Below are 26,817 nucleotides of genomic sequence, written 5' to 3' on the forward strand. Positions count from 1 at the left end.
TTTTTATGTTTAATTTATTTCCACCAATCATCAAACATTGACGCTGGTACTTGTCTTTTATGCTCACTCACTGTGTAACGTTTTTCAATTTTCTCTGCAACGTCAGCTGGAACTGCTTTACCTTCTAAATAATCATCTAATTGATCATAAGTAATACCTAACTCTGTTTCATCAGCTTGACCTGGTTTTTCATCTAATAAATCAGCTGTTGGCATTTTTAAGTACAGTCGCTCGTCTGCGCCTAACTCTTGTAATAATGCACGTCCTTGGCGCTTCGTTAATCCCGTTAATGGTAATAAATCTGCACCACCATCTCCGAATTTTGTAAAGAACCCTGTTACAGCTTCTGCAGCGTGATCTGTTCCGATAACAAGTAGCCCTTTTTGTCCACCAATTGCATATTGAGTAACCATACGGATACGTGCTTTCACGTTACCTTTATTGAAATCTGTTAATGATTCACCCAATAAGTTTTCATATTGATTTGAAAAAGCATCAACAGTTGAAGCAATATCAAATGCAACAGATTGATCTGCTTGAATGAATTGTAATGCTAATTGTGCATCATCTTCATCTTTTTGTACTTTATAAGGAAGACGCACGGCGATAAACGTTGCATTACCACCTTCGTTACGAATTTCTTCAACTGCAAGTTGTGCTAAGCGTCCTGCTAATGTAGAGTCTTGTCCGCCGCTAATACCAAGTACAAATCCTTTTGCACCTGTTTTTTTTACATAATCCTTTAGGAAATCAACTCGTTTACGAATTTCAACTTTTGGATCAATTACAGGCTGAACATGTAATGCTTTCATAATCTGTTCTTGTAATGTCATTATGTTTTCCTCCTATTCATATTAAAGCGGTAAATAAGTTTATATGTATAATGGTACATACTTCTATCCTTTATTATTTCGCAAAACTAACGAATATACAATAGGATGTGTGTATGAATATGAATGTAGTCATTATAAATAAAGTGCTACGTATAAGCAATTTTTTTAAACCTTTCAAAAATGTAAGGTTTTTGTCATTTGAATCGATGGAAGGTATTTCCGCACTTTACTAATATAAAAACATAGATAGTAGAAGGGCGGAGAAGTAATATGAACATTAGAGAACTAGCATATCGGAATGTAACCCGAAATAGACGGACATACTCAGCCTATTTTTTGAGTAGTGCATTTGCAATTATGGCCTTTTTTGTGTATTCATTTTTTGCGTTTCATCCGGCATTAAGTGCAGGAGAATTAGGTCAGTACGTATTCGTAAGTATGTCTTTTGCACAGTCTATTATTTACTTATTTACATTCTTCTTTATTTTATATTCGATGGGAATGTTTTTAAAAACGAGAAAGCGTGAACTAGGAATTTTAATGATGCTAGGTATGACGAAATATCAATTAAAGCGTCTGATCTTTTTTGAAAATATTATGATTGGAATAGGGGCAATTATTTTTGGTATTCTTTCAGGTATGTTATTTTCAGGGGTATTACTATTTGTCGCTCCGATGATATTGAAACTAGATATCTCCTTATCCTATTACATACCGATGAAAGCAATTGTTGTAACGGGTATTATGTTTTTTATTTTATTTATGATCATATCATTGTTTAGTGCAGGAATGATTCGTAAAAATAAGATTATGAAGTTGTTTAGAGGATCAGCAGAGGCGAAACCGGAACCGAAAGCATCAATCATTTCTTCAATATTAGCAGTAGTATTGCTTAGTGCTGGCTATGTAGGAGCTCTTCTATCACATGGAGCAATGGTATTTATTATGATGATTCCTGTTACAACGGTAGTTATTATCGGGACGTATTTGTTGTACAAGCAGCTGAGTGTCTTTATTATTCGATTATGTAAAAAAAGTAAACGTTTCTATTGGACACAGACTAATATTATTACGTTATCAGATTTAGCGTATCGTATGAGAGATAACGCAAGAATGTTCTTTATTGTAACCATTATTTCTACTGTAGCATTTTCCGCAATAGGGACATTAGTAGGCTTCGCATCCATGACGAAAGGTATAATGGAGAGACCAATTGCGTTTCATTACCATTCTAAGCAAGGGAATAGTAACGAATCACAACATATACAAATGATTGACAAAGGATTAAAGAAACATAATATAGCAGCTTCAAAAACTAATATTTCGACAAAGAAAACGGAGGAACAGTCGTTAAGAAGCGCCACTTTTATAAAAGAATCAGATTATAAGGAATATGCAAAGTTAACAGAAGAACCATTTAATACTGTAGCAAATAAAGAGGTTGTATTTTTGTCAGCTGATATACCAGGGCCAGCGATGAAAGAAAGAAAAGAAATTACTTTACCCAATATGAATGAAAGTTTAAAGGTGAAAAAAGTTACTTCATCTTCATTGGGGAAAATATTAAGAGGAAATGTTTATGTAATCTCTAATAATCAATATGATTCATTACAAGATGGATTTATAGAGACAAAAGATTATATGTATAAAACTGAAAGAACGAAAGATGAGATTGAAATTGGTAAAGAGCTTACGCATCAAATTAAACCGTATCAAGAACAGTCAACGTTTAGTGCGGAAGAGTACGAACAAAACCAAAGTTTACAAATTGCAGGACCGATTTTATTTGTAGGTTTCTTTATTGGTATAGTATTTTTCGTTTGCGCAGGAAGTTTCCTTTACTTCCGTTTATTCTCCGATTTGGAGGATGATGTTCGCTTGTTCGAAATGATTCGAAAAGTTGGATTGACGAGTAGGGAATTATCGAAGGTAGTTACAATTCGATTGGCGCTTTTATTCTTCGTTCCAATTGGTGTTGCAACATTACATGGGGCAGTAGCCTTAACGGCGTTAGGGCAAATGTTTGAGTACTCATTGTTTAAAGAAAATACAGTTGTATTAAGTATTTTCATAGGTATTCAAGTTGTATACTTCTTACTTATAAGATCCCGTTATGTAAAACAATTGAAAGAGAGATTATGTATGCATTAAATGTGTTTTTTTAACTCGAGTACAAAATTTTCTAAAAAGAGGCAAGTATTGCCAAAAAGTGATAAAATGGAAAAAGCGAGGTGAAAAAAATTAATAGAGAGAAAGGGGGGAGAAATATGAAAGCAACAGGAGTTATTCGAAAAGTAGACGAATTAGGACGAATTGTTATCCCTAAAGAATTACGCGATGTATTGGGAATACAAATCAAATCACCGCTTGAAATTTTTGTAGAAGCAGATAAAATCATTTTACAAAAATATCAACCTTACAATGCTTGCCAAATCACAGGTGATGTTTCAGAGCAGAACATATCATTAGCAAATGGAAATATTACTGTTGGGATAGAGGGAGCGGAATATTTAGTAAAAGAAATAGAAAAGTTTTTAAACAAGAGTGAGGTTTAGTCTTAATTTATATTATTTTTCAAATTACATATCATTCTTTTAAAAGACTGTAAGAGGACCATTAATTGGTCCTTTTATTTTGGTTATTAGTTGAATGACCCAGGCTGTTATTTCCTATAAATCATAGGGGAAATACAAAAGTAGTATAGAGTTAGTAAATGATGTTGAGAAATATTTGAAAAGAAGGAAAACAAAAAGAATAAAACGAATGTTACATTTACACGTATTCAAAAGTGGTCTGAAATGAAAATAATACATTTTCAGGAGGGATTACGATGAGTAGTACAGTGAATAAACAAAAAGGTATACAATTGATTCCATTTACCGTAAATAAGGTTGTAGAACAAGTAAATGAAATTCCACCAGGTGTACAACTGATTCACGCTCCGCAAGTATGGGAAAAGAGTGTGAAGGGGCAAGATGTAGTCGTTGCCGTATTAGATACAGGGTGTGATACTAATCATATAGATTTAAAAGATCGTATTATCGGCGGAAGAAATTTCACAAAAGATTATGAAGCTGATCCAAATGTGTATCTTGATAATAACGGACATGGTACTCATGTCGCGGGGACGATTGCAGCAACTGAAAATGGTGTCGGTGTATTAGGAGTTGCACCGCTTGCTAAAATGTTAGTATTAAAAGTTTTAGCGGGAGATGGTTCTGGAAGTTACGAGCAAATTATTGAGGCAATTCATTATGCTGTAAATTGGAGAGGGCCGAATCAAGAGAAAGTGAGAATTATTTCAATGTCACTTGGTGGTCCGCAAGATGTTTCAGAATTACATGAAGCAATTCAAAAGGCGGTAAAGCAGGATGTTCTCGTTGTATGTGCTGCTGGGAATAATGGAGATTGTAATGATAATACAGAGGAACTAGATTACCCAGGTGCTTACTCGGAAGTAATTGAAGTCGGCGCTGTCAATTTAGAACGGAAAATCACATGTTTTAGTAATTCAAATCAAGAAATTGATCTAGTAGCGCCAGGTGATGAAATATTATCTACGTATCCAGATGGGAAATATGCAGTGTTAAGTGGAACTTCCATGGCGACGCCGCATGTTGCTGGAGCGCTTGCCTTGCTCATTAAACAGTGTGAGAAAGAATACGGTCGAAAGTTATCAGAGCCGGAAATATATGCACAACTTATTAAAAGAACTGTACCTTTAGGGTATGAACGTACATCCGAAGGTAATGGATTATTAGATTTATTAAAAGAATAGAGAATACTAAAAAAACATTTCATATTCATATGAAATGTTTTTTTAGTATGGTTCTGTCGCATATAATACTTCCCTATTTAAAGAGTCTTATTTTTGTTGAATACTTTTTCTTTGTTTTATTTTTTGTGACAGGAATTTTGTTTGTATTAATGATGAGGCACTTACAAAACATATCTAGTGCAGCAAGAGGAACAGGAGCCGCGCTTGCAAATGCTTCTATGTATATTGGTCAAATGATTGGTGCGGCAATAGCAGGAATGTTATTTGCAGTATCTCACAATTTTATACTTATAGGTAGTTTTACTGCTTTACTATATATAGGAGCTTTATTTTTGTTTAGAAAAAGTGAAAAACTTACTGAAAGTAGTGAAACAGGAATTGCATCATAAAGCTTGTATAAATATTTCGCAAATCAGAATTAATAAGAGTGTGAATACATGAATGTGCTTTTAATTAAAGTAGTTACTAAAAGTATAGAAATAGTAGAAGAAATGTATTGTAACAAAGTTATGAGGAATCAAAAAATAAAAATCCCTATAAAGATAGGGATTTATATATCGGCATATAGTTCCTTGGAAAAGGATATACTTAGTTTAGCATATCGGACTACTTATATTTGTGAAATAGATGTGAAAGTAATGTGAAAAATGCCGAAGGAAAAAACTATTTAAATAGAGGGCAATTTAGATGGGGATATGGATTTTACATAAATGTTGTGTTATATTTCTACTTATCTGTTAATAATTACATATTTTAATTTTATTAGGGATAAAAGGGAGAGGTTTAAATGCAATGGTATTTGAAAGCTCTAAAGAATTATGGGAATTTTAGTGGTAGAGCTACGCGAAAAGAGTACTGGATTTTTAGTTTATCCAATATCGTAATTTTTTGGCTACTGTTATTTTTATCATCATTTTCAGAGGTGTTAGTTGCTATTATTGCGTTGCTATTTATGTTAGTAATGATTATACCAAGTTTTTCGGTTGGTGCACGACGATTACATGATATTGGGAAAACGGGATGGTGGCAACTATTAAATTTTGTACCGTTTGGTAGCGTTGTTTTACTTGTATTTTTTATCATTGAAAGTGAAGAAAATGACAATCAATACGGACCAAATCCGCATTCAGATTTAAAAGAAGCGATTTAATAAACTTATTTAGTTTGTAGCATTACTAGTTCAATTATTTTATCTATTATTAAAATGGTTTGCGTGGGCTAATATTATTAGGTTGATCTTTAGGTCTAGATGACTTTTGAAACTGTAAAAATGGAAAGATAAAGGCGGAGAGAATATAGCATGGAAAGAAAAAAATTCTAAATAAAAAGCACTGTTTTAGCTAATGTAGCTAAAACAGTGCTTTTCTCTTTGATTGAACAGTTGCAGCATTTTCATCATGTATACCTGCATCTTTAATAATTCGTTGTTTTGCTTTATTTAATAGATGGTTTACTGCTTCACCAAAATAGTTAGCTTCGCTTTTTGTGCGGGCTTCTCGTAAACATTTATAGTTTTCTAGCAGTTCCTCTTTTTCGGAGTTTGTTAAGAAATCTTCTATTTTCTTTTTTGTCATACGAAACACCCTTTCTCCTGACAAACGACGCAATAGAAAATATTTATTTCTCATTATAACAATAATTTTAAAAGAAAGTATACACTAACGTCGCAATAATTTGTCAATTTCTTGAATCTTCTCATCAGCTTTCCCAATTTGCGTATTTTTAGCCTGTTCGCCACCAAGAGCTTGATGTAGTAAGAAAGTTTGGCCAGAAATAGCAGTTACAATGGATACTTTTATAATTTCTTTTATCGCGGTGACATCGAATAAAACGAGCCCAAGAAGTGCGGCTAGGCTACCAGTAAAAATATCAGTTAAAAATCCAAAATGAAAAAATGTTTTCAAACGGCGTGGAAGCAATAACTTACCTTGGTTATTGATTAGATGGGAAACGAAGCCGGTAATGCCACCAACGAGAACAGCGGTTAGCCATTGATACATTTCCATCGAATCCACTCCTTTTAGTGAATAAGATTCGATTATTTTATATTGATTCCTTTTAATATTTCATATAAGCATATTGAGAAAGTTTGTTTGGGTATATTTTGTATTCAATTTAATTATAACAGAAAATTTCGAAAGGTTTCAGTCTATTATATGAATCATTTTTACAATAATATGAATGCAGAAAGGGGTGCGTGATATGAAGATAGATTATCGAATAAGAAGTGTAGATGGTTATACAAAAAATATAGGGGAATTAGTAAGCATGCTGGAGCATACGAGAGCTGTAACATTAGGCGAAGTAAAAAATTTATCAGTTGAGCAATTAGATTTAATTATGCAGAGCAGCGGAAATTCAATTGGCGCCTTATTAAAGCATATAGCAGCTATTGAAAAAGTTCATCAGCTTATTTCATTTCAAAATCGTGACTTTACAAAAGAAGAATTAGAAATATGGGAAGATGCACTGTATTTAGGGGAAGCGGGTAGAGCGATCCGTGGGCATGAAATACAGTATTATGTACAACTTCTACAAAGTGTTCGAGAAGAATCTCTGAAGTATTTAAGTGAACAAGGTAATGAGTGGCTCATGTCAGAAAGAAAGTGGCCTAACGGTGTAATATATAACCAGCACTATCTTTGGTTTCATGTGCTAGAAGATGAAATTAGTCACCGAGGACAAATTAGAATGCTCAAAAACAAGTTGTTTGAAAATTACGTTAAATGATGTAGCTTTTTATAGGAGAATTCCATATAATGAGGGTAATTAAAATAAGAACGGGGTGATGTATTATGGCGAAAATAACTTATATGAATAATAAACCAAATACAAAGGTGGATGGAAAGGGCGAAACGATATAAGTGAGCGCACTATCCTTCCACTTAGCTTACACTAGGGAGGATATCAATTTGAATCAAAATATTTTAGAATCGTATGGCTGGGATTCTTTTTTTGAGGAACAAGCTGTAGAGAACTTTGAAGTAGGGCGTATTTTACTTGAGCATAAGCATATATATCGAATTATTTGTAATGATGGTGAATATATGGCAGAACTGTCTGGGAAGTTTCGGCATGAAGCAGTTACGAAAGGCGATTATCCAGCAGTTGGTGATTGGGTGTATATAAAGAAAATAGAAGATGAAAAGAAAGCGATTATTCATCGTATTTTCCAGCGAAGAAGCTCTTTCTCAAGACAAGAGGCTGGAACAAGAACAGAAGAACAGATTATAGCAGCAAATGTAGATTATTTATTTTTAGTGAATGCACTTAATCATGATTTTAATGTTAGAAGGATGGAACGTTATTTATTATTAGCGTATGAAAGTGGCGCTATGCCAGTTATTGTTTTAACAAAGAGTAGTATATGTAATGATATAGAACAAAAAATTGTAGAAACGGAAGCTATAGCAATTGGTGTTCCTATTTTTGTTGTTGATAGTTTAGAGCATACAGGTATTGATTCGTTGAAACAATTCGTTTCTTCAGGGAAAACAATTGCTTTAGTTGGGTCATCAGGGGTAGGAAAGTCAACTTTGTTAAATGCGCTAATAGGAATTGAGGTAGCAAAAACGGGAGATATACGTGAGGAGGATAGTAGGGGAAGGCATACGACAACGCATCGAGAGTTATTTCAATTGCCAAGTGGCGCTCTCGTAATTGATACTCCCGGTATGAGGGAATTGCAACTTTGGGAAGGAAGCGAAGCGATTCAAACAACATTCTCTGATATTGAAGAACTTGCGACAACATGCCGTTTCCGTGATTGTAAGCATGAGAATGAACCAGGGTGCGCGGTGTATAGTGCAATTGAAAACGGACTTATTACGATAGATCGTTTGAAAAGCTATAAAAAATTACAAAGAGAACTGGCGTATTTTATAAGAAAACAAGATGCAATCCTTGCCAGAGCAGAGCGTGATAAGTGGAAAAAACTTTCTAAACAACATAAAAAAATGTAAAAACCAAAGGGTGCCCCTTTGGTTTTTTCTATTTGTAAATTTTATAATAATATTATTTATATATATAGACAAAGGGAAATTAATTGTTTAAACTTTACAAAGTATTCATCATAATAGGTTATGAAAATAATAATTAGGGATTGGGAAATATTCATAATTAACTCAATTTAACTTTTAAATTTGAAAATTAGGAGGTTCATAATGGGTAAACTATTAAATTTGTTTCGTGATATGAAAGTAGCAAAAAAGCTATTAATTTCATTCTTTGTAATTTTAATTGCGGCTGTGTCTATTATCGGAGGCATGTCTTATCAAACAGCCAAAAAGAATTTTGAATCGCAAATTAAGAGTAGTGCCAACGACAATATAAAAATACTGGATAATTTAATCAATCAAATGATTGATGCAAAATTTAATGATGTGAATAATTTTGCACGGGTGATTCAGGGGAATATGTATCAAGGAGATAATCAGGATGAATTAAGAAAAATGTTATCTCAATATATAAATTTAAATAAAGATATTGAACAAGTATATGTTGCCGGAAATGATAAAAAATTTGTACAAGAACCAAATATACAAATGGCAGCAGACTATGATCCAACAGAGCGTTCTTGGTATAAAGATGCGGTTGCAAAACAAGGTGGTATTGTTGTTACTGAGCCATATAAGGCAAAAGGAAATGGACATATTGTCGTAACAATCGCAAAACAAACAGAAGATAAAAATGGAGTTGTTGCGCTAGATTTAAGTTTAGATAATTTATTAAAAACATCAAAGTTAATTAATATTGGTAAAAAAGGATATGCCTTCATTTTAGATGGAAAGCAAAAAATAATTGCTCATCCACAAGAAAAATCAGGGGAAAAAGCGGCTGATTCTTGGGCAAAGAAAATTTATGAAGATAATCACGGTGCTTTTTCATATTCTTATGGCGGTAGTGAAAAGAATATGGTATTTGCTACAAATGTAAAAACAGGTTGGAAAATTGGTGGGACGATGTACTCAAGTGAAGTAATTGAAGCTGCTCAACCTGTATTTTATAATATGTTAATTGTTATGCTTATCTCATTAGTAGTAGGCGGGGCACTTATTTATTTTGTAACACTTTCAATTACGAAGCCTTTAAAGAGATTAGTTGTTACCTCTAAAGAAATAAGCGAAGGGGATTTAACGCAAACAATTGAAATTCATTCTAATGATGAAATCGGCCAACTTGCTAAAGGTTTTAATGAGATGACGAATTCGTTACGGACGTTAATTGGAAGAATTAACGATTCAGCTGGGCATGTTGCAGCGGCATCAGAAGAGCTAACTGCAAGTGTAAGGCAAGCGAGTGAAGCGACTGAGCAAATCACAATCGCAATGGATGAAATATCAAGTGGGGCAACGACGCAAACAACAAGCGTAGAAAATGGCGCTATGTTACTGTTTGATGTAACGGAAGGAATTCAACATGTAGCAAATAGTTCATCATCTATTAATACGGCTTCTGCACATACTCGTGAAAAAGCAGAAGATGGTGGGAAACTAGTAGGAAGAACAGTAAACCAGATGCAGTCTATTGCAGAATCGGTTTCACAATCAGATGCAGTTATACAATTACTAAATAATAAATCAAAACAAATTGGTGATATTTTAGAAGTAATTCAAAATATTGCAGATCAAACAAACCTTCTAGCTCTAAATGCGGCGATTGAAGCCGCAAGAGCCGGTGAGCATGGAAGAGGTTTCGCAATTGTTGCAGATGAAGTGCGTAAATTGGCAGAGCAGTCTAGCGTATCTTCTAGTGAAATTAGTAAATTAATATGTGAAATACAAGATGATATGGGTAAGACAGTCAAATCTATGAATCATGTAAATGAGGAAGTTCAATCTGGACTTGTTATCGCAAATGAAACGAAGCAAAACTTTGCTGAAATCTTACAATCTACAAATGAAATAGCTAATCAAATTAAGACGATGGTTGAAACGGCTAATGGAATGTCAAAAGGGGCAAATGAAGTATCTATTTCGGTAGGACAAATTGCAATGACAGCACAAAATAATGCGACAAGCACACAAAATGTTGCGGCTTCAGCTGAAGAACAGCTAGCTTCGATGGAGGAAATTGGATCTGCAGCAGGCACGTTATCTCAAATGGCTGAAGAGTTGCAAGGACTAATTGACAGATTTAAAGTTTAATAGAGAACAGACTATCCCCTAGTAGCATTATGCCAATAGAGGGTAGTCTGTTTTATTGTGTAAAATCAAATGGAGATGTAAACTTCCTTTATGACGTTTAAAATGGTATTTTGCATAATGTTTGTCGAAAAATAGAGGTATTTGTTAGCTTTGTGTATAATTATTAACGTATAGAATACAAATAAAAGGAGAGTATTATGGGAGTGTATTGGGGGACAAAAAGACATTCTTGGCTTAGTTACGTCTCATTTTGGCTAAGTATTTCATTTTTTATTGTTTTTCTAATTGAAGTGTTTATATTAAAAACACTTTCGAATAGCTCGGTGCAAATTGTTAAATATTTTTATTTTATATTTGTACCAGTAAATATTTTTCTTAGTTTAAAGTTACTATTTAAGAAGAATGAAAAGAAAGCGTTACCTATTTTTAGTTTCATTGTCTCATTATTATTTGCAATTTTAATAATCGTATTAGTTTTAGCAGCTATAGGGAAGGTCTTTTGAGGGGAGTGGTATAAGTCACTCTCCTTTTTTATTTGTGGTAGTCTTACTATATGTAAAAGTGTGAATGCTGTGAACTAATAAAAGCAGAGAGTAGACAATATTTGCATGGATTAAAGTCTGTCGTTATTTGAACTTGTAAGAGTGTATGGAGTAATGAGGTAATATACATAATAATGGAGATAGAATTAGTTATTTTATAAGTATGTATGAAGCAAATGAATACGGTAAGAACGTTGATATATGGTACAATAGCTATGGATAGTGATAGAGATAAAGGGTATATAAAATACTCATCGTTTTTTAGTAAGAGAGGGGTTATCTTATGCTATACGAGGATTTGGAGACATTATTTCAAACAGCTCCGAAAGAAGATAGAGGCGGATGGAAATATATAATCCAAGAACAAAATAATACATTTAAAATTGTTGATGAAATACTGAAAAATCAAATGAGTGTCGAATTATATTTTAATGAATACGATGAGGTGAAAATCACTTTATATAAAGATGGAATTCCCATTACGACTATGCAAAGAATTGCGATTTCAAAAGTTGAATTAGACGAAGATGAAGAAGGTATTCACTTTGTTTTAGAGCGCATGCCTAGTCGAATGATTCGGTTGCAGTTAAAGCCATATTTAGCATTAGAAATGGGACCGTATTGGGAAGTATGTGATGATTGTGAATGAGCATAAAAAAGCATCCAATAACATGGATGCTTTTTTATGTTTTTTGAAGTTGTTTAAACGCAATGATTGGCAGTATAACAATACTTACCCATCCGATGATAGGATATAGAATGTGAAGTAAGTCACTGTAACCGATGTAGCTAAAGCAATAACTAATTAGTAAAATGAAGAAAATAATATTGTTATTTTTCCACCCAGTAATAGATTGCATCTGTTTTGTCATTCCGAACACATTACCAACTAAAGTTGTGAAAACTTCACCGAAAATAATGAGAACGAAAAAGAAGTGAAAAGTTGCATTAAATCTTCTTATGACTTCAGCCATTGGGATGTTATATTGGTAAAATTGATCGACTGATAAGATTGCTAAATGGCTGCATAATAAAATTAAAGAAAGTCCAGCACCACCTAAAATCCCACCCCAAAAAATAGCTTTTCGATCCTTTACTTCACTGGCTAATGGGACGAGAACACTTTGGGCGAGAGAAAGATTTAAGGCGACATATGTAATAGGGCTAGTAATCCATTTCATATTCCAGCTCTCTGCAGGAATAGTGTTGTTAATAGGAGTTGTACCGTGAAAAAAGGTTGTAATAGCAAGTCCGATAATAAAAATCATCATAATAGGTACGACAAGTGTATTTACTTCAAAAACACCTTGTAATCCGCGGCTACTTATAATGAGACAAGCGATAACTGTAATAAGAATACCGAGTTGTCTTGGTAAGCGAAGTTGCTCTTCAAATACTGCACCAGCCCCTGATAACATAACGCTCGTTACGCCGAATAAAACGAGTAATAATAATGTGTTTACAACATTCCCAAATACATCCCCAAATAAATATTTGTTAAATTCTTGCGCTGAAAATGCCCCGATTTGTGATGAAAGTAACATCATCTTTGTGCCAAGCCAAATAAAAAAAAATCCACTTACACATATGCCAATTGTCCCGTATAATCCATTCACTGTGAAAAATTCAACAATTTCTCGTCCAGTAGCAAATCCAGCTCCAACGACAGTTCCGATATAAGTAGCGGCTACTTTCTTTGCTACTTGCCATTGTTGATTGTCCATGTTATCCCTCTTTCTACTATGATGAGCTTGATGTACTATTATGCATATGTATGAGCTTGGACAATTAGACGTATGAAGTGTTTGAAAAAATACATGAATTTAATGATATTAGGGAAGCATTAAAGGTGTTAAAACTTTGTTACATATAAGCCAATTGTTCGAAAGGAAAGGGAATGTATGGTAAAATGTAATTAGGTTATTAAAAGATAAACATTACAAAATGATAAGAGGAGTGATTGTATGAGTACGAAAACAAATGTTGTTGAAGTATTAAACAAGCAGGTAGCAAACTGGAATGTGTTATATGTGAAACTACATAATTATCACTGGTATGTGACAGGGCCACACTTCTTTACATTACATGAGAAATTTGAAGAGTTTTATAATGAGGCTGGAACGTATATTGATGAGTTAGCAGAACGTATTTTAGCTTTAGAAGGTAAACCATTAGCGACAATGAAAGAATATCTCGCAACATCTAGTGTCAGCGAAGGGACAAGCAAAGAATCTGCAGAAGAAATGGTGCAAACATTAGTGAATGATTATTCTGCACTTATTCAAGAATTAAAAGAAGGTATGGAAGTTGCAGGTGAAGCTGGCGATGAAACATCAGCTGACATGCTGTTAGCAATTCATACAACATTAGAACAGCATGTATGGATGCTAAGTGCATTCTTAAAATAACGATAAATATAATAGAAACCCATTGAAAAATTATTTCAATGGGTTTTTTTATGATTTTTCAGTTTTCTTTTATGCTATAATATAGTAAAAAGGAGGCGATGCGATGTTTCGCTTTTTCAGAACTGGAAAAGAAGAGCGGGAAATTACGAAAGATGAATTAGAACAAGCGATGGCTCAGTTTTTAGAAACGAATGCTAATATCGTTTATACAGTATTAGTAAATGAAGATTATACAGTAAATTATGATTTGTTAAAACCGTATTTACCTGCATTTCCAACAAATGATTTTCTCATAACGAAGGAAACGCTTGAGGTATTTGAACATACAGCAGAAAATTTAAGCCTAGTGAAAGAAATTGATGTCGTACAAAAAGCAGTAGACCAATACGTAACAGAAAAAGAAATGTTCCCAATTGTTGAAGGTAGCGAAGATCGCCTCATATGCGGAATGAAGCTAGGACCTTACTTAAATCGTAACTTAAAAAGAGACTTATATATTTCAGAAAAACATTATTTAGTTTCAAGTAAACCAGATAGAAAAAAACAAAAGAGCGGGTAGATGTAATGAAAACAACAATACATATATTGTTGTCTTTTTTTGTTTGTTAAAATATTGATTTTTCAGTCTATTATTATTTATACTAAATGTATTGGACAGGGAAGAGTAACTATTAAGCATCATTTTGAGAATAAGGTATTGTTAGCGTGGATTATACAAAGTGGTATAAAGATTCGCAAAAAATATTATAAAAGGTTTCGGGGGAATTGGTACATGAAAAATAGCATGACTTACATTCAATTATTAAATGAAACGTTACGTTGTTATGCAAATAAAGGAAGTTTTGAAGCGTACAATTATATAATGGAAAACGCTACAGGTGTAATAGGGAATGAGGCGCAAATATATAATTTTAAGTATGCACTCGCAAGTGCATCGGGACTTGAAAAAGAAGCATTACATTTAATGAGAGAGGCCATTATAGAAAAGGGATTCTGGTATGGAAATGAGTATTTAATTTCCGACGAAGATTTAAAATCACTACATAAATTTGAAGAATTTCATACAATGGTGCAATTATGTAAAGAAAGAGAAGAATTAGCACATAAAAAGGAAAGACCAGATGTGAAATATATATACAGCAAGAAAGAGGGAAATCTACTACTTACATTGCACGGTGACCAAGAAAATATACAAATAGTAGAACCATATTGGAAATCTGTGTTGACACAAGATTATATGTTAGCTTTACCACAGTCTTCACAAATTGAGTTTTCAGATGGATTTGTTTGGGATGATATAGAGAGAGGGAAAGAGGAATTAAAAGAGCATTACAATAAGTTTATAGAAAATCATACAGTAGAAAGTGTAATCATTGGTGGTTTTTCTGCAGGGGCGAGAGTAGCTTTATATACGATTTTACAACAAGATATAAATGTAGATGGTTTTGTTTTTATGGCACCATGGCTTCCCGAGATTGAAGAATGGGATGAGTTGTTAAGAGTGCTGCAGGATAAACATATAAAAGGATATATAGTATGCGGGGATCAAGATGAAGATTGTTTCGAATCCACGCAGCAATTTGTACAACTATTAAGAGAGAAGAATATAGAACATAAGTATAAAGTTGTGCCTGACTTAGATCATGATTATCCTATTAACTTTGAAGAGCTATTAAAAGAAGCTATTGAATATATAGGAAATGAAAACAATAAGTAGTAAGAAAAAGAGATGCATCACATGTGATGCATCTCTTTTTAGAATTATAAATTAAAAGCATTTGCTAATAAGCGATAAGACTTTAATTTATGTTCAAATTGATGAGTAATCGTGACAATCATAAATTCGTCAGTATTGTATGCTTTGCTTAAGTTTATTATTTTTTCTTTTACAGAAGACGGATCACCAACAATCATACGTTGACGATTTTCTTTTATACGGAATAAATCATAAGCGCTGTATGAATAATTTTGAGCAGTTTCAATAGAAGGTGTACCAGTAGTTCGTTTTCCTTGCTCTAATAATAAGATTGATAAATCTAAACTAGAAGCAATTTTTTCCGCTTCTTCATTTGTTTCTCCGCATATAACAAAGATGGCAACGATTGAATTAGGCTTATCTCCTAAAAATGAAGGCTGATATTGTTCTTGGTAAGCCCTCATAACTTCAGGGCCTCCGAAGCCGTTAATAAATTGTGCAAATGCGAAAGAAGCTCCGTTGTTTGCAGCAATTTTAGCGCTCTCTCCGCTAGAACCGAGCATCCACATTTCAGGAGACGTTGGGATAACTGGAGTGGCTTTTAAGTTTGCATAGTGATGGTTTTCTGGTACTTGATCATGTAAGTACATTGCAACGTCTGCAATTTGTTCTGGATATTGATCAAGTGAGACCATTTTCCCTTCTTGAAGTGCGCGAGTTGCTATTGGCATACCACCAGGAGCTCTACCAACACCGAGATCGATGCGGTTCGGATACAATGCTTCTAGAACACGGAAATTCTCAGCAACTTTATATGGGCTATAATGCGGTAACATAACACCACCTGAACCGACTCTAATACGGTCCGTTTTTGCGGCAATATGAGAAATAAGTATTTCTGGACTTGAACCAGCTAAGCTTACGGAATTATGATGTTCGGATACCCAAAAACGTGTGAATCCGAGTTTTTCAACTTCTTGTGCAAGCGTAACTGTATGTGAAAAAGCCTGGGATACTGTGCTACCATCTGAAATAGGTGATTGGTCTAATACACTTAACTTGATCATAGAATATACCTCTCAATCTTAATGTACATCCTATTATATATTTACTTATGAAAAATGCGTAGTGAAATGCTCAAAATGAAAAGCGGATAATCTTATTTCCGCTTTTAACGAGAAAATCCGCGTTCATAATGATTCATTTCGACTAGATTTAAAATATATTCATAGTTGTCAATTTCACGTTTTAGTTGTTCACGTTCTTTTTCAGATAGTGTCATATTGCTAAGTTTTTTACATAAGTTTTGTTTCTTTAATTCTAAATATTTTTTTGTAGCATCATAGTCATAGGTATGTTTCATTTTTAACCACTCCTTCTTTGTAGTTGCTATATTATACGAAGTATAAAGAAAAGTGAGATCTGTCTCTTATGTACTTTTAGTGAATATTCAAATTGCAATGGTGTTATGTTTATGGGGATGTATGAATAAAATGCACTAAACCACTAACGTCCATTTGATGAAGTAAGGGGTGGAATTGTGCAGAAAGATATAATGTATAACACTGAAATGGATGAAGCGTTAAAAGTTATAGATAAAGGATTGAAGAAGACGATAAGCCCAAAACAAATTATTGTAGTGGGAGCTGGTATGGCTGGGTTAGTTTCAGCTTCTTTATTAAAGGCTGCAGGACATGATGTGAAAATTTTTGAAGCAAATAACCGGGTAGGTGGCCGTATAGAAACGGTTAGAATGGAAGATACCGGATTATATTTAGATGTTGGAGCAATGAGGATTCCATATTCGCATACATTAACGATGACATATATAAGAAAATTTGGGCTACAGGTGAGACCTTTTATTAATAGAAATGAGACGGATATTATATACGTAAATGGACGGAAAACGACGTTAAAACAATATGAAAAAGATCCAAGTATTCTAAGATATCCTGTGGAAATGAATGAAGTTGGAAAAACGTCAGAAGAATTATTATTGTTAGCGGTACAGCCCATTATAAATTTTATAAAAAAGAACCCAGAAAAAAATTGGGACGTTGTAGTAAAGGATTTTGGAAGATACTCTACTGGGCAATTTTTAAAGTATCATCCTTATCAGTATAATACTTACTTTTCGCCAGTAACAATTGAGATGATTGGTGTTCTATTAGATTTAGAAGGTTTTTTGGAACGATCGTTTGTAGAGACTTTACGCTTTCTATACATTATGCAAGAGGAGAGCGGATTTTGTGAAATTGTGGGCGGGAACGATAGATTGCCAAAGTCATTTTTACCGCAATTAGAAGAGAATATTATATATAATCAAAAATTAATGAAGCTACATCAACACGATAATGGTGTGACAGCTTTCTATCGGAACGAGGAAACTTTTGAATATAGTAGTATTACAGGAGATTTAGTTATTGTTACCATTCCGTTTTCGACAATGCGTTTTGTAGAAGTAGATCCGTTTGATTCTATATCTCATGAAAAATGGAAAGCAATTCGTGAATTACATTATATGCCTGCGACGAAAATAGGAATTCAATTTAAAAGCCGATTTTGGGAAGAACAAGGACAATTAGGCGGCAGAATTATAACAGATTTGCCAATTCGTTATGCCTATTATCCAAGCTATGGAATTGGGGAGAAAGGACCGGCTATGATGTTAGGTAGCTATACATGGTCTTATGACGCATTGTTATGGGATGGTTTATCAAAAGGTGATCGTATTTATTACGCATTACACAACTTAGCAACAATATTAGGTGGTCAAGTGTATGATGAGTTCATATCTGGAATATCAAAAAGCTGGACATTGGATCCGTATGCGCTTGGAGGATTTGCACTTTTTCAAGCAGGTCAAGAATCTGAGTTGCAACCAGCGATTGTCAAACCAGAGGGGAGAATATTCTTCGCTGGAGATCATACAACGCTATATCACGGATGGATTCAAGGTGCGATTGAATCTGGAATTCGTGTAGCGGTGGAAGTGAATGAGTAAAAGGTTTTCAATTCAGAAAATTCTTTACTATATAACTTGAGATGGATATTATTATATATAAAAGAAATATAGGGAGTGTTTACAGTGAATCCGTTATTATTCGATTTTCCTTCTGAATTTTATACTGACAGGCTTTTTATTCGAATGCCGAAACCAGGAGATGGTAAAGTTGTATATGATGCAATTCAGGCTTCAATAGAAGAACTAAAACCTTGGATGGTGTTTGCACAAAAAGAGCAAACAGAGCAAGAAGTAGAAGAAAGTATTAGAAAATCACATATTCAATTTTTGCAACGTGAGGATTTAAGATTACTAGTATTTTCGAAAGAAACAGGTGAATTTATTGCTTCAGCCGGATTACATCGTATTAATTGGGATATACCTCAATTTGAAATCGGATATTGGATTGATACAAGGTTTAGCGGAAAAGGCTATATGGTAGAGGCTGCGAAAGGTATAACGGATTACGCTTTTTCTGAATTGAAAGCAAACCGTGTAGAAATTCGTTGTGATTCTTTAAATAAGAAGAGTAGAGCGATACCTGAGAAATTAGGTTTTAAGTTAGAAGGTACGTTAGAAAGTGCGAGTGTTGCGGTAGATGGAAACGGATTAAGGGATATGTGTGTATTTGCCATGACTAGAAATACATATGAAAAAGAAGAGCTGTAAGAAAATAGCTCTTCTTTTTATGCATTATGGTACAGGATGTCCATTAGAGCTTTCGAAAATTGTAAACCATTGTTGACGGTCTAAGTTAACTTTTGTAGCAAGAGCGGCAGTTTTTACGCGATCTAATTTACCAGAGCCAACGATTGGCATCATATTAGCTGGATGAGCAAGTAACCAAGCATACATAACCGTATCGATATTAGAAACACCTAGCTCAGTAGCAACTTTTTGCACAGTTTCGCGTACACGTACAGCACGTTCTGATTGACCAGTAAAGATCTCACCACCAGCAAGAGGTGACCAAATCATTGGATTGATTCGTTTTTCTTGGCATAAGTCAATTGTTCCTTTTTCAAAATGCTCAAGCTGCAATGCAGAAACTTCAATTTGGTTCGTAATAAGTGGAAAATCTAAGTACGAATTTAACATATTAAATTGTGAAGGTAAGAAGTTAGATACACCGAAGTGACGAACTTTTCCTTCTTGTTTTAATTGTGAAAAGGCTTTTGCCACTTCATTTGGATCCATAAAAGGATCGGGACGATGAATAAGTAATACGTCAATATAATCTGTATGTAAATTTTTAAGTGATGCTTCTACACTTTGTATAATATGCTCTGTACTAGTATTGTAGTGAGCAACATATCGTTCTGGAAATTTCGGTGATGGGGGAGCGATTCCACACTTTGTAATAATTTGCATGTTTTCTCGTAAGGAAGGCTTTAATTGTAAAGCTTCGCCAAATAACCCTTCACACGTATATGCGCCGTAAATATCAGCGTGATCAAAAGTAGTAATTCCCATATCCATACAATCTTCAATGAAAGAAAGTAATTCTTGTTTTGTCATATTCCATTCTGCTAAACGCCAAAATCCTTGAATAATACGAGAAAATTCTAGCGTTTCAGCCATTTGAACTCGCTCCATTATAAGTACCCCCTTGATGAATAATAATGTTTTGAAAAGGCTTTCTTACTACATATTATTATATAGTTAATTAGGTGTACAGACAATAAATATGTTTTGCTATAAAAACGATTTTTTCTATCATGCCTTTCGAGAGGACTCCCATCTCTAAACGTAAATGAAGGTGGTGAGGTGAATCGAAAGAAATATTTTATTTTTGAGAAAAAACGGAAACATATGTTCTTTTTTGCTATAATATCCTTAACAAGAAGGTGAATAAAATGGCAAAAGAAAATCCATCAAACTATAAAACTCTTCAAATCTGGATAAAAAAAGGGCATCGTATGTATTCTTATTTTCAAGAATGTTGTCATAACGCTAAGAATATGTACAACACCACAAACTTTTATATACGCCAGGTGTACACTGGATTAACACAAGAAAAAGAGTTGCAGCCTTTGCAAAAAGAAGTTCTGGATAATATTCATAAAAATATTGGGAAGATGAATGACACACAACGTCTTGCCTATCGGAAGAAATTGGAGAAAGAGAAAGTAAAGCCTAAAGAAGAACAGAAAGAGATTACATGTAATTTGTTTTCAGAACCTAATTTTGAAAAACCTTATGTAGATTACAACTTTCTAGATGCACTATTTAAGGCTATGATTCAAAATGATTATCGAGCTTTGCCTACGCAATGTAGCCAGTCCATCATGAAAGGTTTGTTCCAAAATTGGAAATCTTTTTTTGCTAGTTTAAAAGACTATAAAAAGAATCCAAACAAATATGATGGAATGCCTAGGATTCCAAAGTATATTCGTTCTTCTGAAAAAGAGATTCTGTATACAAACCAAGATTGCATCATTAAAAACGGTAGATTTTTAAAGTTTCCAAAGACGAAATTGCAATTAAATATTGGGAAACTAGGTTTCACTGAAGGTAAACTGAAACAAGTTCGTGTGATTCCAAAATACAATGAATATGTAGTGGAATTGGTAATTGATGTTCCTTCTGAACAACAAATGATTGAAGAGAATGCTCGTTATATGAGTATTGATTTAGGGATTGATAACCTTGCAACCATCGTAACAAACACAGGTATGAAACCTGTCCTTGTTAAGGGCAAACATGTCAAAAGCATAAATCAATATTACAACAAAATGAAGAGTCATTTTACAAGCATTCTTAGAAATGGAAAACAAACGAATGAAGGACCTTTTACTTCTAAAAGGATAGAAAAACTTCATCAAAAACGTTACTTGAAAATAAAAGACGTCTTCCATAAAGTTAGTCACCACATCGTAAAACTAGCTCAAGAAGAAGAAGTTTGTAAAATCGTTATTGGTCAAAACAAAAGTTGGAAACAAGAAACGAATATGGGAAAAAGAAATAACCAATCGTTTTGTCATATCCCACATAATTTACTGATTCAAATGATTACATACAAAGCAAATGCTGTAGGCATTCAAGTTGTTGTAACTGAAGAATCATATACATCGAAAGCAAGTTTTCTGGATAACGACTTCATTCCAACGTATGGAGAAAATGACCAAAATACAACTTTTTCAGGAAAACGAATAAAGCGCGGTATATATCGTTCAGCAAATAAAACTTTAATTAATGCAGATGTAAATGCTGCGGCTAACATTTTACGAAAAGTAATTCCAAATGCATGGACAAATGGGATAGAGGGGTTAGGCGTGAAACAGCTCGCTAATGTGTTAACTCCCCTGACGTTAATCGTCCGTTAGGTCGAAACGTTAGAAACCCCCACTTCAAACTTTGTTAAGTGGGGGAGTGTTCATATGTTATAATGTAGAAACATATAGCTATAAGGAGATGTACGAAATGATTCCAGTAACAATATTAACTGGTTTTCTTGGATCGGGGAAAACGACATTATTAAATCGTATTTTATCAGAAAATCACGGTAAGAAATTAGCGGTGATTGTAAATGAAATAGGGAAAATTGGCATTGATAATCAGTTGATTATGAATGTGGAAGAAGAAATTATGGAAATGACAAATGGCTGTTTATGCTGTACTGTACGTGAAGACTTACTTGTTGCTTTAAAACAGTTATTGGACGTAAAAGCAGAAGGGAAAATGGATTTTGATGGTTTAGTAATTGAAACGACTGGCCTTGCAAATCCAGGCCCGATTATTCAAACATTCTTTTTAGATCCAGTCATCCAATCTGCTTACCAAATTAACGGTGTTGTAACGGTGGTAGATAGTTATCATATACATAAACATTTTGAAAAAGGATTAGAAGCAAAAGAGCAAATTGCGTTTGCTGATGTTGTTTTAGTAAATAAATTAGATTTAATTGAAGAGAATGAGAAAGAAAATCTCTTGCATGAAATTCAAGGAATTAACCCGACTGCAAAGTTAATTGAGGCGACTAACTGTGAGGTAGATATACCATCTTTATTACAAATCCAAACGTTTAAAACGAAAGATACGTTGCAAATTTACCCTCATAAAGAACATAACCACTTAGAAGGTGTGAAATCATTTGTATTACGTGAAGAACGTCCGCTGGATTTACAAAAGCTTAATGAGTGGATGTCAGCTGTCGTGCAAGAGCTAGGGGAATATTTATATCGTTACAAAGGAATTTTATCGATAGACGGAGTAGATAAACGTATCGTTTTCCAAGGTGTACATACGTTATTTGCTGCTTCGTACGATAGAGAGTGGCAAGAGGGCGAAGAGCGAGTAAGTGAAGTAGTTTTTATCGGAAGAGATATTAATAAAGAGTGGTTCCAAGAACATTTCGAGGAGTGTGTGAAATAAGTCTGCGTAAATTGTAGGCTTATTTTTTATGAGCATTCTATTAGATTGCAAAACAGAATTAAATAAGGGAAAGAAACTAAAAATTGATGACTGTATAATAAAAAGCCTGTTTTCACAGGCTTGTATTTTCGTCTATTAGTAACTCCATTACAACACCTACAACTGGACCTTCATCATCAATATCCCCATTTAAGCGGAAACCAAATGATTCATACAGTCCCATTGCAAGTTTGTTGTCTGGATGTAAACTTAAGTAAATTATTTTACATTCAAATTTTTCTTGTAAGAATTGAATAAGTAAGCGAAGGAAACGTTTTGCGTATCCTTTTCCTTGATATTGTTGGTCAATCATAAAGCGATCGAGCCATACACTTTTATGTTTTACTGAATACCATCCATACATTGCGTATCCTACAAGTGTTTCGCCATCATATAAACCTACTGACGTTCCGTTTCCTTCATATAATGATTCTGCTAAAGAAAACGCGTTACTTTCAATAAATTGTTGCTGATCTTTTGCGACGTCTAAAGCAACTACTGAACGCCAATTTTTTGCTGTTACTTCACAAATGTGAAGATTCATAATTCCAACTCACCTTCTAAATTAATATAGCTTTCAAGCTAATATGGATAATTTTACTTGTTATTTTGGTCAAGTCAAGGATAAATACATAAAAAGGCAGCTGAATAACAGATTCAGCTGCCTAGAAAATATAATGGATTAGTTTGTTGCTTCTTTCAATGTATTTACGTTTTCTTCCATTAAAGTGAAGTAATCTTTATTATTTTTTGCATCATCTTCAGAAATAGTAGCTAAGTGATTTAAGCGTAAAACTTTTGTACCAGTTTCTTTTTGAATTACGGATGCTACTTTTGGAGTAGAGAACGTTTCGAATAAAATATATTTTAGATTATGTTCTTTTACTGTTTTTGTAATGTCAGCAAGCTGCTTTTGAGATGGTTCATCAGAAGCTGAAATTCCAGCGATAGGAATTTGTTTTAGGCCGTATCGTTGTTCCCAGTAACCATAGGCAGCATGAGAAACTAAAATTTCTTTCGTTTTTGCGTTCGCTACAGCTGCCTTAAATCCATCGTCTAAATCAGTAAATTTAGTTTGAAGTGCTGCAAAGTTTTTTTCGAATTCTTTTTTATGTTCAGGTTGTAATTCTACAAGTGCATTTTTAATTTTTTCTGCTTGTTTCATTGCTAGAGTAGGATCTAACCAAACATGTGGGTCTTTATCGTGATGATGTTCATCTTCTTTATGGCCATCTCCATGATCATGATGCTCTTCTTCAGTAGAAGCACGAAGCTCAATACCTTTAGATGCATTTACAATTTTAACATTTTCTTTTTGTAATGTTTTTTCCATTTTTTCAGCAAATGGTTCTAATTCAGCGCCGTTATAAACAAATAAATCGGCTTTTGCAACTTGTACTGTTTGTTTTTGACTTGGTTCAAATGTATGTGAATCTGCACCAGGTGGGTAAATTGCTTCAACATTTACATAGTCGCCACCAATTTTCTTTGCGAAATCAGCAAGTGGGAAAATCGTTGTATAAACTGTTAGCTTTCCATCTTTCTTGGCATTACTTTCTTTTTTATTTGAGCAGCCAGCGAAAATTAAGGTAAAAATAAGTAAGAATGAAAATATAGTCAATCTTTTAGGCATGAAGTTCTCCTCTTTTCTTTTTTACGGATATATTTTCCCCAATTATAGAAGAAAAATATCATTTTAATACAAAACGGAATAATTACGTTTTAGTTTGCGAACTTAGTATAATACATCTTTAATAAAGTTGCAATAAATAATAATCATTCCGATTTGTTTTTGTTATAAAGTTGTCAAATATAGGTGTATTATTTTTGCAAATGCATGCATATGTGACAACGCTGTTTTCATATATTGAAAAGGAGGTAAAGAGGGGGATGAGCGCTTGGGTTACTTAATGGAAGCTATTTTATTAATATTAGCGGTAGTATTGCCATTATCTTTCGTATTAATTTTTTTAAGAAGATTAATAAGTAATTTAGGGGACGCTACAACAATAACGAAATTACAAGAGAGAAATGAGAAAAAAGAGTGAGTAAAGCACTATGCGTACGCATAGTGTTTTACTTGTGGTAAAATAAGAGCAGGAAACTCCTAAAGGTTGTATTTTACTGAAGGAGAGAAAAGTAAAATAAGAGGTATATGTATATATGAATAAGCGAACAGCGTTAATACTTGGTGCAAGTGGTTTAGTTGGACAAGAGATAACGCGTCTATTACTTGAATCAGATTACTACGATTCGGTTACTATTTTTGTAAGAGAGCCAATGCAATTGCAACATGAGAAGTTACAGCAGAAACAAGTTGATTTTTCGGTATTAGAGGAATATAAAGAGTTCTTTGCTGTGGATGATGTTTTTAGTTGCTTAGGAACAACAATAAAAAAAGCAAAAACAAAAGCAAATTTTAAAAAAGTAGATTATGAATATACGTTACGAGCTGCTTGTTTAGCTGAAAAACAAGGGGTACAAAATTTCCTTGTCGTGTCTTCTATGGGAGCGAATCCTAAATCATTTTTCTTTTATTCACAAGTGAAAGGGAAAATGGAAGAAGAATTGCAAAAGTTAGTGATCGGTGGTATTCACATTTTTAGACCATCATTATTAGTAGGAAATCGACAAGAATTTCGTTTCGGCGAACAAATGGCTGAAAAGTTATCTCGTATTATTCCTTTTATCTTTAAAGGGGCTTTCAAAAAGTATAAACCAATTTCAGCTAAAGATGTGGCGAAAGGGATGTATATAACCGCGCTGCGAGAAGAATCGGGTATCCATACTTATAATTCAAATGAAATTACAACGATAGAATAAATAAAACCGAGAAGAATGACTTCTCGGTTTTATTTATTCGTATGAATTTTCCCTGGCGCTCGCTTGTATTGATATGGTTCTTGCAATTCAAAGCCAAGTTCATTGGCCGCTATTCTCGGGAAGTACGGATTGCGAAGTAACTCACGTCCGATGAAAATTAAATCAGCTTCGTTATTGTTTAAAATTTGCTCTGCTTGTACTCCGGTCGTAATTAATCCAACTGCACCAGTTGCAATGTTAGCATGCTCTTTAATATGTTTAGCATATTGTACTTGATACCCAGGATAAACATCGATGTGTGCAGGGACAACAGCTCCAGAGCTACAATCGATTAAATCTACTCCTTGTTCTTTCATCCATTTTGTATACTGAACATAATCTTGAACTGTTAACCCTTCAGGATGATAATCATTTGCTGAAATACGGACAAATAACGGTCCGTTCCAAACTTCATTTATCGAGTCAATGATTTCGCGTAAGAAACGATAGCAGTTTTCAGGTGAGCCGCCGTATTCATCCGTCCGTTTATTAGTAAGTGGTGATAGGAATTCATTGATAAGGTAACCGTGAGCGCCATGTATTTCAATAACATCAAATCCAGCTTGTTTTGATCGTACTGCAGCTTGCTGAAAAGCTAATACAGTATTTTTAATTTGGTGTTTGCTCATTTCTATTGGCATTTTCATTGTTTCATTAAATGGAATGGCTGAAGGAGCTAACGCATCTGTTTCTAATTCTGCTTTTCTTCCGGCGTGAGCGAGTTGAATGGCAGCTTTTGCGCCGTTATCATGTATAAAAGTAGTCGTTTTATGTAAGCCTTCAATTAGGTTGTCATCCCAAATACCTAAGTCTTTGTTAGAAATTCGTCCTTCAGCTAACACCGCAGTTGCTTCAACCATAACTAAACCTACTTGGCCAGCAGCGCGAGTTCCATAATGAATGAGATGAAAATTCGTAACGCTGCCATCCTCATTCCCCGAGGAATACATACACATAGGCGACATAACGATACGATTTTTTAGTGTAACGTTCTTAATTGTATAAGGTGAAAAAAGCTTGGAATTCATCAAATAGCCTCCTTGATTGAATTTTCTTATATTTTACCATTCTCTTTTTTGTTTCTCTAATAAAACGCTTATACGAAAAATTTTGTATATTCGTGTTACAATGACTA

General features: G+C 33.9%; 29 protein-coding genes and 2 pseudogenes. 21 read left to right on the forward strand and 10 right to left on the reverse strand.

The genetic code is table 11. The annotated features are described in order from the left end of the window. Window positions 1-14 precede the first annotated feature (14 nt). The gene (gene nadE, locus DN399_RS09570) at window positions 15-833 is read right to left on the reverse strand and encodes an NAD(+) synthase (RefSeq protein ID WP_000174901.1); all 819 of its coding nucleotides are present in this window, start codon (window positions 831-833) and stop codon (window positions 15-17) included. Between the two features lie 270 nt (window positions 834-1,103). Between nadE and DN399_RS09575 the strand changes: the two genes are divergently transcribed. The 6 genes and pseudogenes from DN399_RS09575 to DN399_RS09600 all read left to right on the forward strand — a co-directional run bounded on the left by DN399_RS09575 (window position 1,104) and on the right by DN399_RS09600 (window position 5,761). Next, on the forward strand, window positions 1,104-2,984 hold the full coding sequence (locus tag DN399_RS09575) for an FtsX-like permease family protein (RefSeq protein WP_006929553.1): 1,881 nt from the start codon (window positions 1,104-1,106) through the stop codon (window positions 2,982-2,984). 116 nt (window positions 2,985-3,100) lie between these two features. Further along, a complete protein-coding gene (locus tag DN399_RS09580; RefSeq protein ID WP_000648324.1) occupies window positions 3,101-3,388 on the forward strand; it encodes an AbrB/MazE/SpoVT family DNA-binding domain-containing protein in 288 nt (95 codons plus the stop codon). Between the two features lie 275 nt (window positions 3,389-3,663). Beyond that, on the forward strand, window positions 3,664-4,611 hold the full coding sequence (locus DN399_RS09585; RefSeq protein ID WP_149149518.1) for a serine protease: 948 nt from the start codon (window positions 3,664-3,666) through the stop codon (window positions 4,609-4,611). A 68-nt stretch (window positions 4,612-4,679) separates the two neighbouring features. Continuing rightward, window positions 4,680-5,000, forward strand: a pseudogene (locus DN399_RS09590) (MFS transporter permease); the annotation flags it as partial. 48 nt (window positions 5,001-5,048) lie between these two features. Beyond that, a complete protein-coding gene (locus DN399_RS28610) occupies window positions 5,049-5,255 on the forward strand; it encodes a hypothetical protein (RefSeq protein ID WP_001101741.1) in 207 nt (68 codons plus the stop codon). 143 nt (window positions 5,256-5,398) lie between these two features. After that, on the forward strand, window positions 5,399-5,761 hold the full coding sequence (locus DN399_RS09600) for a DUF805 domain-containing protein (protein ID WP_001198796.1): 363 nt from the start codon (window positions 5,399-5,401) through the stop codon (window positions 5,759-5,761). A 199-nt stretch (window positions 5,762-5,960) separates the two neighbouring features. Here DN399_RS09600 and DN399_RS09605 read toward each other — a convergent pair whose 3' ends face one another. Together DN399_RS09605 and DN399_RS09610 are read right to left on the reverse strand one after the other, a co-directional pair. Further along, complete coding sequence (locus tag DN399_RS09605) at window positions 5,961-6,185, reverse strand: hypothetical protein (protein ID WP_000162602.1); 225 nt, start codon at window positions 6,183-6,185, stop codon at window positions 5,961-5,963. Between the two features lie 84 nt (window positions 6,186-6,269). Continuing rightward, entirely contained in the window at window positions 6,270-6,617 is a 348-nt protein-coding gene (locus DN399_RS09610) for a DUF4257 domain-containing protein (protein WP_000426317.1), read from the reverse strand. A gap of 196 nt (window positions 6,618-6,813) precedes the next feature. Here DN399_RS09610 and DN399_RS09615 point away from each other — a divergent pair, with 196 nt between their 5' ends. The 6 genes and pseudogenes from DN399_RS09615 to DN399_RS09635 all read left to right on the forward strand — a co-directional run bounded on the left by DN399_RS09615 (window position 6,814) and on the right by DN399_RS09635 (window position 11,948). Next, complete coding sequence (locus tag DN399_RS09615) at window positions 6,814-7,341, forward strand: DinB family protein (protein ID WP_086388639.1); 528 nt, start codon at window positions 6,814-6,816, stop codon at window positions 7,339-7,341. 182 nt (window positions 7,342-7,523) lie between these two features. Continuing rightward, window positions 7,524-8,573 carry a ribosome small subunit-dependent GTPase A gene (gene rsgA / locus DN399_RS09620; protein WP_001073088.1) on the forward strand — a complete coding sequence of 350 codons (1,050 nt, stop codon included), beginning with the start codon at window positions 7,524-7,526 and terminating at the stop codon, window positions 8,571-8,573. Between the two features lie 303 nt (window positions 8,574-8,876). Continuing rightward, window positions 8,877-9,815 (forward strand): annotated as a pseudogene (locus DN399_RS28715) (HAMP domain-containing protein); the annotation flags it as partial. Between the two features lie 123 nt (window positions 9,816-9,938). Then, on the forward strand, window positions 9,939-10,757 hold the full coding sequence (locus DN399_RS28720; RefSeq protein ID WP_406741423.1) for a methyl-accepting chemotaxis protein: 819 nt from the start codon (window positions 9,939-9,941) through the stop codon (window positions 10,755-10,757). Between the two features lie 197 nt (window positions 10,758-10,954). Then, window positions 10,955-11,260: a hypothetical protein gene (locus tag DN399_RS09630; RefSeq protein ID WP_000539569.1), complete on the forward strand. Its 306-nt coding sequence runs from the start codon at window positions 10,955-10,957 to the stop codon at window positions 11,258-11,260. Window positions 11,261-11,582: 322 nt separating this feature from the next. Next, window positions 11,583-11,948 (forward strand): DUF3979 family protein, encoded by a 366-nt coding sequence (locus tag DN399_RS09635; protein ID WP_000965067.1) that lies wholly within the window; start codon window positions 11,583-11,585, stop codon window positions 11,946-11,948. Between the two features lie 34 nt (window positions 11,949-11,982). Here the strand turns inward: DN399_RS09635 and DN399_RS09640 are convergent, their stop codons facing one another. Next, window positions 11,983-13,023 (reverse strand): YkvI family membrane protein, encoded by a 1,041-nt coding sequence (locus DN399_RS09640; protein ID WP_000370210.1) that lies wholly within the window; start codon window positions 13,021-13,023, stop codon window positions 11,983-11,985. Between the two features lie 240 nt (window positions 13,024-13,263). On the opposite strand from DN399_RS09640, the gene DN399_RS09645 reads away from it, so the two are divergent. From DN399_RS09645 to DN399_RS09655, 3 genes are all read left to right on the forward strand, one after another. Continuing rightward, a complete protein-coding gene (locus DN399_RS09645; protein WP_000105199.1) occupies window positions 13,264-13,707 on the forward strand; it encodes a Dps family protein in 444 nt (147 codons plus the stop codon). Between the two features lie 103 nt (window positions 13,708-13,810). Beyond that, entirely contained in the window at window positions 13,811-14,266 is a 456-nt protein-coding gene (locus tag DN399_RS09650) for a DUF3939 domain-containing protein (protein WP_149149519.1), read from the forward strand. A 213-nt stretch (window positions 14,267-14,479) separates the two neighbouring features. After that, a complete protein-coding gene (locus DN399_RS09655) occupies window positions 14,480-15,424 on the forward strand; it encodes an alpha/beta hydrolase (RefSeq protein WP_000798313.1) in 945 nt (314 codons plus the stop codon). 44 nt (window positions 15,425-15,468) lie between these two features. Here DN399_RS09655 and DN399_RS09660 read toward each other — a convergent pair whose 3' ends face one another. Then, the gene (locus DN399_RS09660) at window positions 15,469-16,470 is read right to left on the reverse strand and encodes an LLM class flavin-dependent oxidoreductase (RefSeq protein ID WP_076876556.1); all 1,002 of its coding nucleotides are present in this window, start codon (window positions 16,468-16,470) and stop codon (window positions 15,469-15,471) included. A 104-nt stretch (window positions 16,471-16,574) separates the two neighbouring features. Continuing rightward, window positions 16,575-16,766, reverse strand: coding sequence for a DUF3896 family protein (locus tag DN399_RS09665; RefSeq protein ID WP_076876555.1), 192 nt, complete (start codon window positions 16,764-16,766; stop codon window positions 16,575-16,577). Window positions 16,767-16,943: 177 nt separating this feature from the next. On the opposite strand from DN399_RS09665, the gene DN399_RS09670 reads away from it, so the two are divergent. Further along, on the forward strand, window positions 16,944-18,407 hold the full coding sequence (locus DN399_RS09670) for a flavin monoamine oxidase family protein (protein ID WP_149149520.1): 1,464 nt from the start codon (window positions 16,944-16,946) through the stop codon (window positions 18,405-18,407). 84 nt (window positions 18,408-18,491) lie between these two features. Further along, complete coding sequence (locus DN399_RS09675) at window positions 18,492-19,076, forward strand: GNAT family N-acetyltransferase (protein WP_001068736.1); 585 nt, start codon at window positions 18,492-18,494, stop codon at window positions 19,074-19,076. 24 nt (window positions 19,077-19,100) lie between these two features. Here the strand turns inward: DN399_RS09675 and DN399_RS09680 are convergent, their stop codons facing one another. Beyond that, window positions 19,101-20,003 (reverse strand): aldo/keto reductase, encoded by a 903-nt coding sequence (locus DN399_RS09680; RefSeq protein WP_049107628.1) that lies wholly within the window; start codon window positions 20,001-20,003, stop codon window positions 19,101-19,103. A 260-nt stretch (window positions 20,004-20,263) separates the two neighbouring features. On the opposite strand from DN399_RS09680, the gene DN399_RS09685 reads away from it, so the two are divergent. Further along, window positions 20,264-21,733 (forward strand): RNA-guided endonuclease InsQ/TnpB family protein, encoded by a 1,470-nt coding sequence (locus tag DN399_RS09685; protein ID WP_049107629.1) that lies wholly within the window; start codon window positions 20,264-20,266, stop codon window positions 21,731-21,733. Between the two features lie 97 nt (window positions 21,734-21,830). Next, entirely contained in the window at window positions 21,831-22,781 is a 951-nt protein-coding gene (locus DN399_RS09690) for a CobW family GTP-binding protein (RefSeq protein WP_000613418.1), read from the forward strand. A 112-nt stretch (window positions 22,782-22,893) separates the two neighbouring features. On the opposite strand, the gene DN399_RS09695 is transcribed toward DN399_RS09690, so the two are convergent. Next, complete coding sequence (locus tag DN399_RS09695) at window positions 22,894-23,364, reverse strand: GNAT family N-acetyltransferase (RefSeq protein WP_001048677.1); 471 nt, start codon at window positions 23,362-23,364, stop codon at window positions 22,894-22,896. Window positions 23,365-23,502: 138 nt separating this feature from the next. Beyond that, a complete protein-coding gene (locus DN399_RS09700) occupies window positions 23,503-24,453 on the reverse strand; it encodes a metal ABC transporter substrate-binding protein (RefSeq protein WP_001126148.1) in 951 nt (316 codons plus the stop codon). A 265-nt stretch (window positions 24,454-24,718) separates the two neighbouring features. On the opposite strand from DN399_RS09700, the gene DN399_RS28050 reads away from it, so the two are divergent. Continuing rightward, window positions 24,719-24,868 carry a hypothetical protein gene (locus DN399_RS28050; protein WP_000540933.1) on the forward strand — a complete coding sequence of 50 codons (150 nt, stop codon included), beginning with the start codon at window positions 24,719-24,721 and terminating at the stop codon, window positions 24,866-24,868. Window positions 24,869-24,983: 115 nt separating this feature from the next. Further along, entirely contained in the window at window positions 24,984-25,643 is a 660-nt protein-coding gene (locus DN399_RS09705; protein WP_001042735.1) for an oxidoreductase, read from the forward strand. A 29-nt stretch (window positions 25,644-25,672) separates the two neighbouring features. Here DN399_RS09705 and namA read toward each other — a convergent pair whose 3' ends face one another. Continuing rightward, a complete protein-coding gene (namA, locus tag DN399_RS09710; protein WP_076876562.1) occupies window positions 25,673-26,710 on the reverse strand; it encodes an NADPH dehydrogenase NamA in 1,038 nt (345 codons plus the stop codon). Window positions 26,711-26,817 lie beyond the last annotated feature (107 nt).

Source organism: Bacillus sp. AR4-2, assembly GCF_008274865.1.
Lineage (GTDB): Bacteria > Bacillota > Bacilli > Bacillales > Bacillaceae_G > Bacillus_A > Bacillus_A cereus.

Excerpts from the sequence above, each read along its gene's own strand:
- nadE (WP_000174901.1), bottom strand. The coding sequence starts at position 833 with ATGACATTACAAGAACAGATTATGAAAGCATTACATGTTCAGCCTGTA.
- DN399_RS09575 (WP_006929553.1), top strand. The coding sequence starts at position 1,104 with ATGAACATTAGAGAACTAGCATATCGGAATGTAACCCGAAATAGACGG.
- DN399_RS09580 (WP_000648324.1), top strand. The coding sequence starts at position 3,101 with ATGAAAGCAACAGGAGTTATTCGAAAAGTAGACGAATTAGGACGAATT.
- DN399_RS09585 (WP_149149518.1), top strand. The coding sequence starts at position 3,664 with ATGAGTAGTACAGTGAATAAACAAAAAGGTATACAATTGATTCCATTT.
- DN399_RS28610 (WP_001101741.1), top strand. The coding sequence starts at position 5,049 with ATGAATGTGCTTTTAATTAAAGTAGTTACTAAAAGTATAGAAATAGTA.
- DN399_RS09600 (WP_001198796.1), top strand. The coding sequence starts at position 5,399 with ATGCAATGGTATTTGAAAGCTCTAAAGAATTATGGGAATTTTAGTGGT.
- DN399_RS09605 (WP_000162602.1), bottom strand. The coding sequence starts at position 6,185 with ATGACAAAAAAGAAAATAGAAGATTTCTTAACAAACTCCGAAAAAGAG.
- DN399_RS09610 (WP_000426317.1), bottom strand. The coding sequence starts at position 6,617 with ATGGAAATGTATCAATGGCTAACCGCTGTTCTCGTTGGTGGCATTACC.
- DN399_RS09615 (WP_086388639.1), top strand. The coding sequence starts at position 6,814 with ATGAAGATAGATTATCGAATAAGAAGTGTAGATGGTTATACAAAAAAT.
- DN399_RS28720 (WP_406741423.1), top strand. The coding sequence starts at position 9,939 with ATGGATGAAATATCAAGTGGGGCAACGACGCAAACAACAAGCGTAGAA.
- DN399_RS09630 (WP_000539569.1), top strand. The coding sequence starts at position 10,955 with ATGGGAGTGTATTGGGGGACAAAAAGACATTCTTGGCTTAGTTACGTC.
- DN399_RS09635 (WP_000965067.1), top strand. The coding sequence starts at position 11,583 with ATGCTATACGAGGATTTGGAGACATTATTTCAAACAGCTCCGAAAGAA.
- DN399_RS09640 (WP_000370210.1), bottom strand. The coding sequence starts at position 13,023 with ATGGACAATCAACAATGGCAAGTAGCAAAGAAAGTAGCCGCTACTTAT.
- DN399_RS09645 (WP_000105199.1), top strand. The coding sequence starts at position 13,264 with ATGAGTACGAAAACAAATGTTGTTGAAGTATTAAACAAGCAGGTAGCA.
- DN399_RS09650 (WP_149149519.1), top strand. The coding sequence starts at position 13,811 with ATGTTTCGCTTTTTCAGAACTGGAAAAGAAGAGCGGGAAATTACGAAA.
- DN399_RS09655 (WP_000798313.1), top strand. The coding sequence starts at position 14,480 with ATGAAAAATAGCATGACTTACATTCAATTATTAAATGAAACGTTACGT.
- DN399_RS09660 (WP_076876556.1), bottom strand. The coding sequence starts at position 16,470 with ATGATCAAGTTAAGTGTATTAGACCAATCACCTATTTCAGATGGTAGC.
- DN399_RS09665 (WP_076876555.1), bottom strand. The coding sequence starts at position 16,766 with ATGAAACATACCTATGACTATGATGCTACAAAAAAATATTTAGAATTA.
- DN399_RS09680 (WP_049107628.1), bottom strand. The coding sequence starts at position 20,003 with ATGGAGCGAGTTCAAATGGCTGAAACGCTAGAATTTTCTCGTATTATT.
- DN399_RS09685 (WP_049107629.1), top strand. The coding sequence starts at position 20,264 with ATGGCAAAAGAAAATCCATCAAACTATAAAACTCTTCAAATCTGGATA.
- DN399_RS09690 (WP_000613418.1), top strand. The coding sequence starts at position 21,831 with ATGATTCCAGTAACAATATTAACTGGTTTTCTTGGATCGGGGAAAACG.
- DN399_RS09695 (WP_001048677.1), bottom strand. The coding sequence starts at position 23,364 with ATGAATCTTCACATTTGTGAAGTAACAGCAAAAAATTGGCGTTCAGTA.
- DN399_RS09700 (WP_001126148.1), bottom strand. The coding sequence starts at position 24,453 with ATGCCTAAAAGATTGACTATATTTTCATTCTTACTTATTTTTACCTTA.
- DN399_RS09705 (WP_001042735.1), top strand. The coding sequence starts at position 24,984 with ATGAATAAGCGAACAGCGTTAATACTTGGTGCAAGTGGTTTAGTTGGA.
- namA (WP_076876562.1), bottom strand. The coding sequence starts at position 26,710 with ATGAATTCCAAGCTTTTTTCACCTTATACAATTAAGAACGTTACACTA.